Source organism: Collinsella aerofaciens (genome assembly GCF_040915545.1).
In the GTDB taxonomy this organism is placed as follows: domain Bacteria; phylum Actinomycetota; class Coriobacteriia; order Coriobacteriales; family Coriobacteriaceae; genus Collinsella; species Collinsella aerofaciens_BE.
Genome location: NZ_JBCPDH010000009.1, coordinates 57,101 through 72,416 on the forward strand (window position 1 = coordinate 57,101; position 15,316 = coordinate 72,416).

12 protein-coding genes and 1 pseudogene are annotated in these 15,316 nt (G+C 59.5%); 8 read left to right on the forward strand and 5 right to left on the reverse strand.

Going from position 1 to position 15,316, the window contains the following annotated elements:
• The 3 genes from AB5202_RS04715 to AB5202_RS04725 all read left to right on the forward strand — a co-directional run bounded on the left by AB5202_RS04715 (nucleotide 1) and on the right by AB5202_RS04725 (nucleotide 2,749).
• Nucleotides 1-1,377 (forward strand): ATP-binding cassette domain-containing protein, encoded by a 1,377-nt coding sequence (locus AB5202_RS04715; protein ID WP_368143776.1) that lies wholly within the window; start codon nucleotides 1-3, stop codon nucleotides 1,375-1,377.
• Between the two features lie 215 nt (nucleotides 1,378-1,592).
• On the forward strand, nucleotides 1,593-1,814 hold the full coding sequence (locus tag AB5202_RS04720) for a type II toxin-antitoxin system RelB/DinJ family antitoxin (protein ID WP_368143777.1): 222 nt from the start codon (nucleotides 1,593-1,595) through the stop codon (nucleotides 1,812-1,814).
• Nucleotides 1,815-1,837: 23 nt separating this feature from the next.
• Nucleotides 1,838-2,749: a CPBP family intramembrane glutamic endopeptidase gene (locus tag AB5202_RS04725; protein WP_368143778.1), complete on the forward strand. Its 912-nt coding sequence runs from the start codon at nucleotides 1,838-1,840 to the stop codon at nucleotides 2,747-2,749.
• On the opposite strand, the gene AB5202_RS04730 is transcribed toward AB5202_RS04725, so the two are convergent.
• Entirely contained in the window at nucleotides 2,746-4,878 is a 2,133-nt protein-coding gene (locus tag AB5202_RS04730) for a YgiQ family radical SAM protein (protein ID WP_368143779.1), read from the reverse strand. The two genes, AB5202_RS04725 and AB5202_RS04730, sit on opposite strands and share 4 nt — an antisense overlap.
• A 253-nt stretch (nucleotides 4,879-5,131) precedes the next feature.
• Here AB5202_RS04730 and AB5202_RS04735 point away from each other — a divergent pair, with 253 nt between their 5' ends.
• A complete protein-coding gene (locus tag AB5202_RS04735) occupies nucleotides 5,132-5,848 on the forward strand; it encodes a YoaK family protein (RefSeq protein WP_368141665.1) in 717 nt (238 codons plus the stop codon).
• A 527-nt stretch (nucleotides 5,849-6,375) separates the two neighbouring features.
• Here AB5202_RS04735 and AB5202_RS04740 read toward each other — a convergent pair.
• Nucleotides 6,376-6,915, reverse strand: coding sequence for an LURP-one-related/scramblase family protein (locus tag AB5202_RS04740; RefSeq protein WP_368143780.1), 540 nt, complete (start codon nucleotides 6,913-6,915; stop codon nucleotides 6,376-6,378).
• Nucleotides 6,916-7,325: 410 nt separating this feature from the next.
• Here AB5202_RS04740 and fucO point away from each other — a divergent pair, with 410 nt between their 5' ends.
• The 3 genes and pseudogenes from fucO (at nucleotide 7,326) to AB5202_RS04755 (ending at nucleotide 11,659) form a co-directional block, all read left to right on the forward strand.
• Nucleotides 7,326-8,492 (forward strand): lactaldehyde reductase, encoded by a 1,167-nt coding sequence (gene fucO / locus AB5202_RS04745; RefSeq protein WP_022094861.1) that lies wholly within the window; start codon nucleotides 7,326-7,328, stop codon nucleotides 8,490-8,492.
• A gap of 750 nt (nucleotides 8,493-9,242) precedes the next feature.
• A pseudogene (locus tag AB5202_RS04750) lies at nucleotides 9,243-10,147 on the forward strand (M42 family metallopeptidase).
• A 138-nt stretch (nucleotides 10,148-10,285) separates the two neighbouring features.
• The gene (locus AB5202_RS04755; protein ID WP_368143781.1) at nucleotides 10,286-11,659 is read left to right on the forward strand and encodes a HipA domain-containing protein; all 1,374 of its coding nucleotides are present in this window, start codon (nucleotides 10,286-10,288) and stop codon (nucleotides 11,657-11,659) included.
• A gap of 8 nt (nucleotides 11,660-11,667) precedes the next feature.
• Here the strand turns inward: AB5202_RS04755 and mnmA are convergent, their stop codons facing one another.
• Both mnmA and cysK read right to left on the reverse strand, forming a co-directional pair.
• Nucleotides 11,668-12,891, reverse strand: a complete 1,224-nt coding sequence (gene mnmA, locus AB5202_RS04760; protein ID WP_368143785.1) for a tRNA 2-thiouridine(34) synthase MnmA — start codon at nucleotides 12,889-12,891, stop codon at nucleotides 11,668-11,670.
• 57 nt (nucleotides 12,892-12,948) lie between these two features.
• A complete protein-coding gene (gene cysK / locus AB5202_RS04765; protein ID WP_055310201.1) occupies nucleotides 12,949-13,887 on the reverse strand; it encodes a cysteine synthase A in 939 nt (312 codons plus the stop codon).
• 253 nt (nucleotides 13,888-14,140) lie between these two features.
• Here cysK and AB5202_RS04770 point away from each other — a divergent pair, with 253 nt between their 5' ends.
• The gene (locus AB5202_RS04770) at nucleotides 14,141-14,569 is read left to right on the forward strand and encodes an RrF2 family transcriptional regulator (RefSeq protein ID WP_022094857.1); all 429 of its coding nucleotides are present in this window, start codon (nucleotides 14,141-14,143) and stop codon (nucleotides 14,567-14,569) included.
• Between the two features lie 137 nt (nucleotides 14,570-14,706).
• On the opposite strand, the gene AB5202_RS04775 is transcribed toward AB5202_RS04770, so the two are convergent.
• Nucleotides 14,707-15,072 (reverse strand): phage holin family protein, encoded by a 366-nt coding sequence (locus AB5202_RS04775; RefSeq protein WP_368143782.1) that lies wholly within the window; start codon nucleotides 15,070-15,072, stop codon nucleotides 14,707-14,709.
• Nucleotides 15,073-15,316: the final 244 nt, after the last annotated feature.

Genomic DNA, 15,316 nt, shown 5'->3' on the forward strand with positions numbered 1-15,316 from the left:
GTGCGTGCGTTTGCTCGACACATGACAGAGCGTATGAAGGCGGTGGCGGCAGCAGGTGCCGTCGCCGCCTTTTGGCTTGCCGCGTGGATGCTGGTGGCGGCGCTGGTGGCGCAGCCGCTGATCTTGCCGGGGCCGGGTGCTGTTGCCCTGGCGCTGCTGCGCCTGGTGTGCGATGGCGGTACCTGGGCGATTTTGGCGGGCTCGGGCGCGCGGATACTGGGCGGGCTGGCGCTTGCCGCGGTGTGTGGTGGCGTGCTTGCCGGGATTTCATCACGGTCGCGGGCGTTCGCGCACTTGGTGGCTCCGGCGCTGTCGTTTGTAAAGGCGACGCCGGTCGCCTGCGTGGTGGTCCTGCTGCTCATTTGGCTGGGGTCGGCGCGCGTGAGCATTGCGGCGGTCTTTTTGATGGCGCTGCCGGGCGTGTGTTTCTCGCTGGTCGAGGGTTTGGCGCAAGCGGATAAGCCACTGGAGCAGATGTTTCGCCTGCATGGCGTGCGGGGCTGGCGACTGTTTTGCGCCCATACCTGGCGCGAAGTCCTGCCGTTTGTGCTTTCGTGCGCCCGTGCCGTGATCGGCATGAGCTGGAAGGCCGGCGTGGCAGCCGAGCTGATCGGCATGGCGGTGGGCACCGTGGGTGAGCGCATCTATCAGGCGAAGCTTTTGATTGAGACGGCTGATCTGCTGGCGTGGACCGTGCTGGTCGTTGCCGCCTCGTGGGCGTGTGAGCGCGTGCTGGTGTGGCTTCTGCGGGTTTCGGGGCCCGTGGCGTGGCGCGCGGCCGTGCGGGCGCATGGGCATGGACTGCGCGGGCGTGCGGGGGCTGCGAGCGATGGCACTGCAGCGGAGCTTGCGCTTGCCGTGGGCGATCGTGCGCCCTGGGCGCCGGCGCTGGATGGTCTGGTGCTCAACGTGCCTGCGGGTGGGCGTATCTGCGTGATGGGCGCTTCGGGGATGGGCAAGTCGACGCTGCTTTCGTTGGCAGCGGGGGAGTGCGCGCCGTGCTCGATGGTGTTTCAGGATGCACGCTTGATCGAATCCGCCTCGGCGCTGGATAACGTGCTGGTGTGCGCCGATGCGCGCGTGGATGCTTCGAGCGCCGCGGCATTGCTGCGCCTGCTGGTGCCAGGGATCGACGTGCATGCTCGCGTGGCCGAGCTTTCGGGCGGGCAGCGCCGTCGCGTCGAGATCGCTCGAGTCCTGCTGTGCCCGGGCGGCGCCGTTATTCTGGACGAGCCCTTTACCGGTCTAGATACCGCCGCACGCGACGCATGCGCCGAGGTCGTGCTCGACCTGCTCGACGGCCGCATGCTCCTGCTCGCCACGCACGATGTCGCCGACGCTCAGGCCCTCGATATCTCGGACATCATCACGCTCTAAATACTAACTCAGCTACAAAATGATTCGTTTTCCTCCGTTCCCATGGGGTCGGGTGTGGTATTCTATCTGCGGGGTAATACTTAGGAATACCAAGTAATACCAACGCCGCAGAAACAAACTCCGGATGCGGGCCAATCGGGTTGCCTTCACAGCCCGTCGCCCAGCCGCGTGGCCCGCATCTATCCGCACTACCGTCGTTTCAAAAAGGAAGCGCCATGGCAGAACACATGACCCCCGTAGTCGCGAAGGTCTTGCCCGAGGAGAAGGCAGCCTTCGCGGCGGCAACTCAGCTCGTGGGCACCACGCCGTCCAACGCCATCCGCATGTTTATCGCCGCGTTCAATCGCTGCGGCACCTTTCCGTTCGACATCTCGCCCAACGGGGCTTTTGGCAAAGACTGTCACCAACAGCTAGTCGTTGAAGAACGTCCCCAATGACTAGTCGTCGGGAGGAGGTCGGCATGCTCAATGCGATGATTTGGGCGCTTGCCTGTTTTGGCGTCGTCGCTGCCGATATTGCCCTGAGCGTGGTTTTGTTTTCCGCTCTGGGCGTCGCGTCAGTGTTCATGGGTTTTTCGATCGATGACCTCGACATTCAATTGCTTCAGGCTGCCGCGCAGATGGCGTCGTTTTTGATGGCGCTGCTGTGGTGGCGTTATCTGTGGCCGCGTTCGTTTATGGCACGCCGGCAAAGCGAGCACCCGCTCGGCGGGGGAGCGCGTGGGGCGTGGAAACGCATCGCCTGCGTTATCGTGATTGGCCTTGCCCTGCAGGTGGTCGTTGGCTACGTGACCGACGCCGCGCTGTCGCTGTTGCCCGAGGCCGCGGCCGACTACAGCGAGCTTGTCGAGGAAACAGGCATGGGCGACACCAGCTATCTCGCCGTCCTGACTACGGTGCTCGGCGCCCCATTTTGTGAAGAGCTGCTGGTGCGCGGCATTATTTTTGAGTTTTCGCTCCGAGCGTTTAATCCGCAGTGCCGCCCACTTTGGAAGCGCCGTCGTCGTGCGAGCGCGCAGGACGGCGCCATGGTGCCCTGGGCGGCCCCAAGTACGTGGGGTATTGCCGCGGCGATTGTGCTGCAGGCGGCAATCTTCGGTTTTATGCACATGAATTGGGTGCAGGGTTGCTACGCGGGTGCCGCCGGCCTCATCTTTGGTTGGGTGCTCGTGACGACCGGAAAGCTCCGCTACACGATCCTGCTGCACTTTGCCTTTAATGCCGGGTCGTATCTCATGACGTTGCTCTGGTTTGTGAACACGCCGCTCGATGTGGCAATTACGGTCGCTATCGCCGGCGTCATCCTCGTTGAGGCAATGCGTTCGCTGCGCCACGCGTGTGGGGTGGATGCAGCGAGCGCACCGCTGCCCTAGTTGCGGCGTCCGCCTCCGTTGGCGCCCTGACGCCCCTGGGCCGCGCGATTGCGACCGGCAGTGTTCTGTGCGCGCGACATGCCGCTGTGCCCCTTGCTACCCTTGGGCCCCTTGCCGGCGCCACCGTGCGGCTTGCCGCCCTTCTTGCCGGTTCCATGCCCGCCGTTGGCAGATGTCTCGCCCGGGCGCGGCGGCACGGGACGGATCAGGCAATGCTTGGTGTAGCCAATCAGATCGCGGCGGCCGGCCTTTTCCAGCGCCTCGCGCACAAGCTTGTAGTTCTCGGGCTTGCGATACTGGATGAGCGCGCGCTGCATGGCCTTTTCGTGCGGGTCGCGCGCCACGTAGATCGGCTCCATGGTGCGCGGATCAACGCCGGTGTAGTACATGCACGTCGACATGGTGGACGGCGTGGGGTAGAAGTCCTGCACCTGCTCGGGCATGTAGCCCATGTCGCGCACGGCTTCGGCAAGGTCCACGGCCTCCTTCATGGTCGAGCCGGGATGGCTCGAGATCAGGTACGGCACCACGTACTGCTTAAGTCCGTATTCGCGGTTCAGGCGTTCAAATTTACGGCAGAACGCATCGTAGACGGCGCGGCTCGGCTTGCCCATCACGGAGAGCACCGCGTCGCTCACATGCTCGGGCGCTACGCGCAGCTGGCCCGAAACGTGGTGCTCCAGCAGCTCGCGCAAAAACTCGTCCGAGGCATCGGCCATGGTGTAGTCGAAGCGGATGCCGCTGCGGACGAAGACCTTCTTGACGCCCGGCAGCTGACGCAGGTCGCGCAGCAGCTGCGTGTAGCCGCTCTCGTCGACCACCATGTTCTTGCACACGCTCGGCCACAGACAGCGTTTGTTCTTGCACACGCCGTGCTTGAGCTGCTTGTCGCAGGCCGGGCGGCTAAAGTTTGCCGTCGGTCCGCCCACGTCGTTGATATAGCCCTTAAACTCAGGATCGTGCGTGAGCAGCTCGGCTTCGCGCATGATCGAATCGTGGCTGCGCATCTGCAACACGCGACCCTGGTGGAAGGTGAGGGCGCAAAACGAGCACTCACCAAAGCACCCGCGGTTGGAGCTAATGGAAAACTTGATTTCGGCAAAGGCCGGCACGCCGCCCGCTGCGTCGTAATCGGGATGCCAATCGCGTGCGTAGGGGAGCTCGGCCACCTCGTCCATCTCATCGGTAGTGAGCGTCGCCGATGGCGGGTTCTGCACCACATAGACGCTGTTGGGGTAGGGCTCTACCAGGCGGTGTCCGGTGATGGGGTCCATATTCTGCTGCTGCACATTGAAGCTGCGTGCGTAGTTGAGCTTGTCGGCGGTAAGGTCGTCCCAGCTGGGCAGCAGGTCGTAGTCGTAGACCTCGTCGAGCGAACCCGTGCGGTAAACGGTGCCGTTGATATAGGTGATCTGATCGACGGGCAGCCCCGCGTCGAGCGCGTCGGCAATCTCGACAATCGCGTGCTCGCCCATGCCGTAGATGAGGATGTCGGCGCCCGAGTCGAGCAGTACCGAACGCTTGAGCTTGTCCTGCCAGTAGTCGTAGTGGGCCAGGCGGCGCAGGCTTGCCTCGATGCCGCCGATGATGATGGGGGCATCCTTAAACGTCTGACGGATAAGGTTGCCGTAGACCGTGACGGCTCGGTTGGGACGGCGCCCCTCCTCGCCACCAGGGGTATAGGTGTCGGTGTGGCGGCGGTGCTTGGTCACCGAATAGTGGTTGACCATGGAGTCCATGTTGCCGGCGCTGACCAAAAAGCCCAGGCGCGGCTCACCGAGTACGCTGATGCTGGCGGGATCGGTCCAGTCGGGCTGGCAGATGATGCCCACCTTGTAGCCGTGCGCGTCGAGGACGCGGCTGATAATGGCCATGCCAAAGCTGGGGTGGTCCACGTAGGCGTCGCCGCAGATGTAGACGAAGTCGCACTGGTCCCAGCCTCGCGCGTCCATATCGGCGCGGCTGACGGGGAGGAACTTGTCGCGGCCCGGACGCCAGGGGCGCGTGGGCGCTGCTGGGGTATGCGTGGTGTGCCCACCCTGCGCCTTACCGCCGCGCTTTTGCTGCTGGCCCTGTTTGCCCTGCTGACTGCGCTGGTTGTTCTGAGCGTGCTGAGGCTTTTTTGCCACGATCCCTCCCGGTGTTTGTATGCTGCTCGTAATTGTAACCAGTCTTTTTGGGACGGGGCTAAAAAGACTGGTGGAGTACATGAGCTGGCAGATTGGCGCGTCGATGCGGGTGGCGTTTGTTTCCAGACTGTGTATCCCTGTGTCGAAGGGGTCGTCTCGCGCGCACGCCATGTTGTCAATGGGTTACAGTATGAACGGCGGCTATGTTTCCGCCAACGCACGAGAGAGTCGTCAACAAGGAGGATGCACGACGATGCAGCGTGCCAAACAGATATCGGAGTCTATTGAGCTGGGCATCATCTTGGCGCTCGCCGGTGGCTTTATGGATGTGTATTCGTACATTGGGCGCGACCATGTTTTCGCAAACGCGCAGACGGGCAACATCCTGCTCGTGGGCGTGAGCATCTCGGAAGGCAACTGGGCGCTTGCGGGGCGCTACTTCTTCCCTGTGGTGTCGTTTGCCGTGGGCATTATGCTTGCCGACCTGGTACACGAACGTTTTGGCAGCGTGATCCACTGGCGTCAGGTGACGGTGTTCTTTGAAGCCGTCATCTTGCTGGGCGTGAGCTTTATCCCGGGCGGCAATTTCAACCTGCTCGCCAACTGCCTCACCTCGTTTGCCTGCGGCATGCAGGTCGAGAGCTTCCGCAAGATCCACGGTCACGGCATCGCTACGACCATGTGCATCGGCAACTTGCGCAACGCGCTGCAAAACGTGGACGATTACATCATCACCCACAGGCGCGGCTTTTTGGAAAACGGCCTGCTGTACTTTGGCGTGATCCTTACCTTTGTGTTTGGCGCCGTGTTGGGCAACTGGTGTATTGAGCGCATGGGCCTGCATGCCATCGTCGTGGCGAGCTTGCTGCTGTTTGTCGCGTTTGCCATCATGTTCATCGACCGCGAGCGCGACTTGCGCTTACGCTGGAAGGTTGCGGCCGAGGCTTGGAAAGAGGGCTGCCGAAAGTAACCGATTGCGGCAAAGGGGCTGTTCCTTTGCCGCACTGATCAATATTGGGGAGGGGACGGCCATCTCGGCCGCCCCTTTTTTGGAGTCTTAAGCGCTAAGGTGCATGTTTGTAATGACAAGATTTGACGTCAGCAAAGCGTGTTGTTTGAGGCTATAGAATAAAAATGTCATCTTTCCAGCTATGATTATTAGTTAAGGGGATGGACATATGTCAGAGCTTTTTATTCATAATAAGACGACAGTAATCAAGTTGATAATCAAGGCGGAGAACTGTCCTCTTTATTGCTTTGTAGAGCCTTTCTGAGCAGCTATTCTATTATTAGTCTGGATGAGTCTTGCAACAATTTAGATAGTGTTTCGATATCCTTTTTGAAAGTAGCGTTTACGCAGGAGTTGAAAAAACATACCACCATTACTGCGAATCATGGACGTGGTTTCGAACAATTTGCAGACTATGTAATACAGTTCCAGGAGCCAGAAAAAAACTATCCAGCTCCTGAATGTTGCTACGAACTGCTTTTTGCGATTTATTCGAGATGCTCTTCAATCCGAGCCCTAAGAAGGGCAATGGCTGTAGGTATTCCAATTGCGGCGGCTAATTCGGCTTTATCCAAAACCTGTATGCTAAAGCACGATTGTTTATCACATTGAAGGACGATAACTGAAGATAGTTTCACTTCCCGTTGGCTGAATATATCGTAATCTCCAAATAGGAAGTTACCTTTTATTGTGTAATTCGGTATGTTCGTTACGCACTTCATCTCAAGTCTGTTTAGACCATAATCAAACACCGCAACTTCCTCGTGTTCGATGATGAGCGCAACCCTGGGCATGTTGCTAAAACCACCGTCGACGACAGTGAGGAGTTTTTCATTTGCATCGTCATAAACGGTATATTTAAGACTCAATAGCTGTCCTAGTGGACCCGTGAACCCATGTTTTTTGATGTTGAGGCTGTCTCCCGCTGGGTTGACGAGAGCCAGAGTATGCGGATAAGGGTTACCTTCAATTGAGATTCGATATTCGTTTGTAGCCGCCTTGCTCGATTTAGGACCACTAGCCACCATGTGTCATCGCCTCGATCGAATTGGAACCGTCTTCTGCCTCGTGCGGAGAATTACGCCGTACGTTGCAGTAGATGCAGCTGCATAACCGCATGGGCAATTTCTAACAAAATGAATGACGTTATTTGCTGCATGCATGTTATTCACTACAAAGTATCTTGTTATAAACGTATTGTCAAACATATATTGCTAAAACAGAAACAATTTATAGACTGAGTCGGTCGTATTCTTTGGGCGATTGCTCCTATAATCTAGCCTTCGCTGCTGTCGGGAGGGAAGGACAGGGCTCCGTTATTCTGTTGAAACGCTTTAACACTTTTGATGTTCTCACGCGTTTTTTGTTTCAAAAGCGTTAGGATGGGACTCATAGCGTGGGGCGTAATGGGTGCCCCGCACACGATGGGAGGCTATCAATGGCTAATCGTTTCGTTCTCAATACCATCTCTTATCATGGTTCCGGCGCCATCAAGGAGATCCCCGGTGAGCTCCAGCGTCGCGGCTACAAGAAGATCTTCGTCTGCTCCGACCCCGACCTGGTCAAGTTTGGCGTTACCGCCAAGGTGACCGACGAGCTCGACGCCGCCGGCATCGCTTGGAGCCTCTACTCCGAGATTAAGCCCAACCCCACGATCCAGAACGTCAAGGACGGCGTCGAGGCCTTCAAGGCCGCCGAAGCTGACGCTATTGTGACCATCGGTGGTGGCTCCTCCATGGACACCGCCAAGGCCATCGGCATCATCATCAACAACCCCGAGTTCGCTGATGTCCGCAGCCTCGAGGGCGTTGCTCCCACTAAGAACCACGCCGTGTTCACCATCGCCGTGCCGACGACCGCCGGTACTGCCGCCGAGGTGACCATCAACTACGTCATCACCGACCCCGAGAAGGTCCGCAAGTTCGTGTGCGTCGACACCAACGACGCCCCCGAGGTCGCCGTCGTCGACCCCGACATGATGGCTTCCATGCCTGCCGGCCTGACCGCTTCCACTGGTATGGACGCTCTGACCCACGCCATCGAGGGCTACACCACCAAGGGCGCCTGGGAGCTCTCCGACATGTTCCACTTTGAGGCTATTAAGCTGATCAGCGAGAACCTGCGCGACTCCGTTGCCGAGGCCAAGTCCGGTCAGCCCGGCTCCGGCCGCGAGGGCATGGCTCTTGGCCAGTATGTCGCCGGCATGGGCTTCTCCAATGTTGGCCTGGGCATCGACCACGCCATGGCTCACACCCTGTCCGCTCACTACGACACCCCGCACGGCGTCGCCTGCGCCATGCTGCTGCCGATCGCCATGGAGTTCAACAAGCCGGTTTGCGCCGAGCGCCTGGCCAAGGTTGCCGTCGCCATGGGCGTTGACACCACGGGCATGAGCACCGATGAGGCCGCCGATGCCGCCATCGCCGCCGTTAAGCAGCTTTCCGCCGACGTGAACATCCCGCACGTCTGCGAGGCCATGAAGGCTGACGAGATCGAGGTCTTGGCCAAGGACGCCATGGCCGACGCCTGCTTCCCGGGCAACCCGCGCGAGGCGACGCTCGACGACGTCATTGAGCTCTTCAAGAAGATCTGCCCGGCTGCCTAACTTGGTTCGGCGGGCCCCTGCCCGTTAGCCCCACAATCGTCCTCGGACATGTCGGACGCCCCCGCTGCGCACTTCGTGCGGCGGGGGCTTTTTGTACTGCGTCAATGTCTTGAGACGGGTAAAACTAAAGCATGCTGCCCGCTGCGGATAGGTGGTGCACTTCCCAGCGTGCATTTTTGGGAGTATTCAGCAAGCTCTTAAAAATGCATAACGTTTTGAAGGGCCCGTAGTGGCCCGCAGGCGCCCATCGACAGCCATTGTGGGCGGGCTATCGATGAGTGGAGGGGGTTGTTACTGAGTTTCTGCTTTGCGACGACCTACAACACTGCTGTAACCGCGTCGTTTTGTCGTTCGCGATGGGGTCGTTGGGGCCCACGGTGCTGAATACTCCGTTTTTTGCACGGCCCAAGGTGGGGTACCCTGAGACGAAGCAAAAAGATTCCTCATTTCTATGCAGATACCGATAGGATTTATGCAAGATTGGGATTGTAAGACGTGCGCGTGCACAAAACCGGTGCGGGGACGTCGGGAGGCGGCTCGGCTCCTAGGGCATTGACCGTGCAGAACGGTTAAAATCGGGACTCGGTCTTAGTTTTACTTGGAAGGACGCATATGGCTTCTAATATTGATGCTTCTCTAGAGGAGACGCTCTCCTATATCGCGGGACAGCTTAAGGCGCTGACTTCTATTGCTTCGCCTACGGGCTATACCCGTGCGGCGACTGATTATCTGATAGAGACGTTGCACGATATGGGCTTTGGGCCCGAGCGCTCCAATAAAGGCAACGTGCTGGTTGAGCTTGGCGGCGAGGGCGAGCCGCTCGTGTTGGCGAGCCATGTCGATACCCTGGGCGCCATGGTGCGTTCCATTAAGGACAATGGTCGCCTGCGCCCCACGACCCTCGGCGGGCATCAGTGGTCTACGGCCGATGGCGAGAACGCACCGTTTATACGCGCGATGGCAATGTCTACACGGGTGTGGTCCTCAATACCGAGCCTTCGGCGCATGTGGCCGATGAGCCGGTCAAGACCATCGAGAAGAACATGGAAATCCTGCTCGACGAGAACGTTGACAGCAAGGACGATGTGCTCGAGCTGGGTATTCAAACCGGCGACATCATCGCTATGGATCCGCGCACCACGGTGACGGAGAGCGGCTACATCAAGAGTCGCTTCCTTGACGACAAGCTGTCCGCGTCGATTCTGCTGGGTCTGGCCCGCGCCGTTGCTGACGGCGAGGTGTCGCTTTCGCGCAAGGTGTCGCTGCTCTTTACGGTGTACGAGGAGGTCGGTCACGGCGGCGCCTTTGTGCCGGCCGACACGCGCGAGATGATCAGCGTGGACATGGGCTGCGTGGGCGACGACCTGGGCTGCACCGAGCGCATGGTTTCGATTTGCGCCAAGGATTCGGGCGGTCCGTACAACTACGACCTGGTAACCACGCTGTCCAACATCGCGCGCGAGCTGGAGCTCGATTACGCCATCAATGTGTACCCGCACTATGGCTCCGACGTCGAGGCCACGCTCTCGGCCGGCTACGACATTCGCCATGGTCTGATCGGCCCCGGCGTGTACGCGAGCCACAACTACGAGCGCAGCCACATCGACGGCGTGCGCAATACCTACGAGCTGGTTCGCGCCTACGTTCAGCGCTAGAGGAGCAGCTTGCGACTCGGCTGACCAATCGCTAAGGCCCGATTTCTCGGGCCTTTTTTCGCTTTTGGTTGTTTAGTATTATGATGTATGTAATCTATTAACTAAACGTTTAAATTACTTAACGAGGTGATGCGGTGTATGGATACGTCTGAGTACTTGTCTATGGGTGATGCTGCCCGCCTGCTGGGCGTTACGAAAGCCCGCATATCTCAACTTGCCTCATCGGGAACGCTCGCGTGCGATATTGTGGGCGGACGGAAGATGGTCGAGTACAATTCCGCGGTCGCTTATCAAAAGGTCCGCAAACGTGGACGCCGTCCTGCGGCCGATGTGGGGCGCAAGTTTACGCTGATGTCGGCCGACCATGAGGTCGCGCATGTCTCATTTGATCCGACGCGCGAGTTTCCCTTCGAAATCGCCGGGGTCCTCGATGCGCAACGAATGCCGTTTGGCACATGCTCGAGCTCTTCTCTTACGGTGAATAAACGGGAGCTCAACGTGTGGTGGAGCCATCGGTCGGTGCCTGACGTCCGCCCCGGGCTCGTCTCGCGCTATCGTGAACTGGGAATTGCCAGTGGCATCGAGGTTCCGGTTCGGTGCCTGGGCCTATCACTTTCGGATTGTTATTGGCTGCGACCGGCAGAATGCGACGGGCTCGAATGGCGAAACCTCAATTACTTCGAGAATGATTTTGAGCGATCGGCGCCCGAGGGGCGTTCGGGTTGGCTGGAAGGCATCGGTCTTAAAAATCCGGACAACACGTCCGAGGGCGAGCTTCCTAAATCGTGGATGATTCGCAACGGTGTTCGCGTTCTGGTCAAGGGGTGCGGCATGGACGACCAACGGCCCTTTAACGAGGCGGTTGCAACGGCCCTGCATCGTCGCTTGCTGTCGGAGGGCGAGTTTGTTCCTTATACGGTTGAGCGGATGTTCGATGGCCCTGTGTGTCTGTGCGACGACTTTCTTGACGGCCGCGAGGAATACATTCCGGCTGTTTCCGTTAAGGGCGCACTTGGTAGCCAGCGGGGAAACTCGACGTACGACCGGTACTGCCGCTTCCTTGGTAAGCATGGAGCAGACGAGGCTGCCGTGAGAAGGTCTATGTCGCAGATGATTGTCTGCGATGCCCTTTTGGCCAACAGCGACCGCCATTGGCGAAACTTCGGCATCATCCGCAATGTCGACACCCTGGAGATAAGGCCTGCCCCGATGTTCGATAGCGGCAACTGCCTGTGGTACAACGTACCAACTGCCGTGCTCGCAGCTGGGGAGTTTGGGTTTTCCGCTAAGCCGTTTGGGCCCGACCCTTCCGTCCAGCTGGCGCTTGCGGACTCGGTCGATTGGTTCGATCCATCGCGGCTCAACGGATTTGTTGATGAGGCGATCGAGATTCTTTCGCAGAGCGAATGGGCGACGGCGGAGGGTCGACTCGAGGCCATTTGCCGCGGCCTCGAGCGTCGCGTAATCGAGGTTAGTGCCGCTGTTGAGGTGCTTCGACACGTGCAGCGATAAACCTGCGGCTACTTAAGTGCGCCGGTCACCGTACCGCCACCCAGGACGATGTCGCCGCGATAGACGACGACGGCTTGGCCGGGGGCGATGGCTCGCTGCGGCTCGTCAAAGGTCAGCAGCATTTGTCCGTCGGCGTCACGCGTAAGGGTCGCTGCCTGGTCCTTTTGACGGTAGCGGTACTTGGCACCTACGCGAATGCCGCCGGCGTCGAGCTCCGCCTCCATGCGCTCTGCCGGAGCGCTCCAGATCCAGTCGTTTGCCGTGAGCGCTGTGGCCGCCAGGTCCTCGGCCTCGCCCAAATGCACGGTGTTGCTGGCGGCATCGACGCCCGTCACATACACGGGATGCGCCATCGCGACGCCCAGGCCCTTGCGCTGGCCGATGGTGTAGCGCAGCGCGCCGCTGTGGCGCCCGACCACGCTGCCGTCGCGCCACACAATGTCGCCCGGTGCAGCGGGATGTCCGCAGCGGCGCTCGATATAGCCCGCGTAGTCACCGTCTGGAATAAAACAGATGTCCTCGCTTTCGGCCTTCTGGGCGTTGGTAAAGCCCTGCTCGGCGGCTATGCGGCGCACGTCGCGCTCTTTGTCCAGGTCTGCCAGCGGAAAGATCGTGTGCGCCAGGCGCTCCTGCGTAAGCGAATACAAAAAGTAGCTTTGGTCCTTTTTGGGATCTTCGCCGCGATGTAGCTGCCAGGTGCCGTCTGCCGCCTGGCTTGTTTTGGCGTAATGTCCCGTGGCGATGTAGTCGCAGCCCATGTCCAGCGCCGCATCGAGCAGCGCGCCAAACTTTATGTGGCGGTTGCAGATAATGCACGGATTGGGCGTCAGCCCCTCCTGGTAGGCGTTCACAAAGCGCTCGATAACGCTATGGTCGAAGGTCTGCTGCAGGTCGAGTACGTGATGGGGGATCCCCAGGCGCTCGGCGACGGCCTTTGCATCGGCGATGTCGCGGTCGACCTTACTCATGCCCGTGATGGGATCGGGCGCGGGGCAGGTGAGGCGCATGGTGGCGCCGACGCATTCGTAGCCCTGGCTTTTGAGCAGGTACGCGGTCACGCTGGAATCGACGCCGCCGCTCATGGCGACGAGCACGCGCTTGTTGTGCATGGGGAGGTTCTCCTTGGTGGCATGTGGCCAAAAAAGAAAAGCGGCGCGGGAGGCTGGTTCCGCGCCGCAGACATTGTAGCAAGTTCGGGCGTCTCGTGGGACACCCTGATTGGATGGGCTCAGACTGCCGGGAGAGAGGAGACCGGCTCGTCCGTGGGCTCAACCTATGGGCGACAGGCCCTAGTCCTGGAAGAGCGCCGTGGACAGGTAGCGCTCGCCGGTGTCGGCAAGCAGGGCCACGATGGTCTTGCCCTCGTTCTCGGGGCGCTTGGCCAGCTGCAGCGCGGCCCACACGGCGGCGCCGGACGAAATGCCTACGAGCACGCCCTCCTTGTGGCCCACGGCGCGGCCGGTCGCAAAGGCGTCGTCGTTCTCGACGGGGATGATCTCGTCATAGACCTGGGTGTCGAGGACGTCGGGCACAAAACCGGCGCCGATACCCTGGATCTTGTGCGGGCCGGCTTGGCCCTTGGAGAGCACCGGGGAAGTGGCGGGCTCGACGGCGACGACCTTGATTTCGGGGTTCTGCTCCTTGAGGAACTCACCCACGCCGGTCACGGTGCCGCCGGTTCCAACGCCGGCGACGAAGATGTCGACCTCGCCGTCGGTGTCATCCCAGATCTCGGGGCCGGTCGTGGCCTTGTGGATGGCGGGGTTGGCGGGGTTCACAAACTGGCCGGCGATAATGCTGTTGGGGGTCTCCTTCTGCAGTTCTTCGGCCTTGGCGATGGCGCCCTTCATGCCCTTGGAACCGTCGGTGAGCACGAGTTGTGCGCCATATGCCTGCATAAGCTTGCGACGCTCGACGGACATAGTCTCGGGCATGGTGATGATCACCTTGTAGCCGCGAGCCGCCGCCACCGAGGCGATGCCGACGCCGGTGTTGCCACTCGTGGGCTCGATGATGGTGTAGTCGCCGCCGCGCACGAGCTTGCCGGCCTTCTCGGCCTCGTCAATCATGTTCTTGGCGACGCGGTCTTTAACGGACCCGGCGGGGTTGAAGTATTCCAGCTTGACGAGCACGCGGGCCTTGAGGTCCTCATCGGCCTCAAAGTGAGTGAGCTCCAGAAGCGGGGTGTGGCCGATAAGCTGATCGATGGACGTATAAACATTGCTCATGGTGAACCTCCAAAGTGTTCAAATGACTGGATACCGTGTGGTTTTACGGTGCGTGTAGCAGCGAAACCCATAAACCTTATGGGTTGTTCGTTTTGCTGTTGGCAAGCATAGTAGACAGTAAAGCCTAGTAATGCAATAGGAAATAGGAGATTATTGCAAGTTGATTAACCATCTTGACCGGAACGGGTATTTTCAAAACCAATTTTTCGGCTAGAATTTCTACGGACTAAATGACCGAAAGGCAGCACTATACATGTTGGTTTCTACTAAGGGCAGATATGCCCTGCGCGTTATGGTCGACCTGGCCGAGCACCAGGCAGCCGGTCGCATCCCGCTCAAAGAGATCGCGGCGCGACAGGGGATTTCCGAGAAATATCTCGAGAACATCTTGGCTACGCTTGTGCGCGCCAACATGCTCTCGGGCATGCGTGGCAAGGGCGGCGGCTACGTGCTTACGCGCCCGCCCGAGCAGTACACGGTGGGCGAGATCCTGCGCCTGACCGAGGGCAGTCTGGCGCCGGTCGCCTGCCTGGATGGCGACTGCAAGGGCTGCTCGCGTTCGGATGAGTGTCCCACGCTCGACGTGTGGAAGAACCTGGACAAGCTCATCAACGACTACCTCGACGGTGTGACGCTCGATCAACTTGTCGCTCCCAACCATGGCTACGACTACGTCATCTAACCCACACCTGCATTTGGGGACGGGGTAGAAATGGTAGATCCTCTCGTCCTTTGAGACTTGGCAAATAAGAAGGCCGCCCATTTTTGCGATGGGCGGCCTTTGTCTTGGGTCGATATGACGGTTCGTATTGAACAGTTCTAGCCCTCGGCGATGCTGTCGAGAATGCTGCGCATGATGGATACCAGGATGCTGCCCATAAAGGCCGATCCAAAGCCGGCAATGGAGATACCGGCGCCCAGCAGGTTGACCGACAGGTAACTCGCGAGCTCAAGCATAAAGCTGTTGACGACAAGCTGGAAAATGCCCAGCGTAATGATCGTGAGCGGCAGCGAGATGACCGTGAGGAAAGGTTTGACGAACGAATCGACGATGTTCAGGAACAGTCCCACGAAGGCAAAGCAGACCCAGGCCTCGGCAAAGCCGAAGGGTTGGATACCGGGGACGAGGAACGTGGCGATTGCGATGGCGATCGAGGTGAAGAGCCAGTTAAGCATAAAGCGCATGGCGTGAATCCTTTCTTGCGCCGGGGTTGCTGGCGTCGCGTGAAGCGGCTTACGGCGGCGACCTGGATGGTTGCGCGGGCGCGCCGCGGTGTTTGGGCGCCCATTGTCTCAAATATTCGTGGAGCTTACGTGCGCATATGGTTTCTAAACGGCGTTCGTCCTGAAAAGGTTGATTTTCAATCTCAACGCAACAGCCTGAACGGACCCCGCGTTTCCGCAGCTAGCGCAACGCGGAAATAGCTCC

Coding starts and splice junctions, on each gene's coding strand:
- AB5202_RS04770 (WP_022094857.1), top strand. CDS start 14,141: ATGTTGGTTTCTACTAAGGGCAGATATGCCCTGCGCGTTATGGTCGAC.
- AB5202_RS04720 (WP_368143777.1), top strand. CDS start 1,593: ATGGCAGAACACATGACCCCCGTAGTCGCGAAGGTCTTGCCCGAGGAG.
- AB5202_RS04775 (WP_368143782.1), bottom strand. CDS start 15,072: ATGCGCTTTATGCTTAACTGGCTCTTCACCTCGATCGCCATCGCAATC.
- fucO (WP_022094861.1), top strand. CDS start 7,326: ATGGCTAATCGTTTCGTTCTCAATACCATCTCTTATCATGGTTCCGGC.
- cysK (WP_055310201.1), bottom strand. CDS start 13,887: ATGAGCAATGTTTATACGTCCATCGATCAGCTTATCGGCCACACCCCG.
- AB5202_RS04725 (WP_368143778.1), top strand. CDS start 1,838: ATGCTCAATGCGATGATTTGGGCGCTTGCCTGTTTTGGCGTCGTCGCT.
- AB5202_RS04755 (WP_368143781.1), top strand. CDS start 10,286: ATGGATACGTCTGAGTACTTGTCTATGGGTGATGCTGCCCGCCTGCTG.
- AB5202_RS04735 (WP_368141665.1), top strand. CDS start 5,132: ATGCAGCGTGCCAAACAGATATCGGAGTCTATTGAGCTGGGCATCATC.
- AB5202_RS04740 (WP_368143780.1), bottom strand. CDS start 6,915: ATGGTGGCTAGTGGTCCTAAATCGAGCAAGGCGGCTACAAACGAATAT.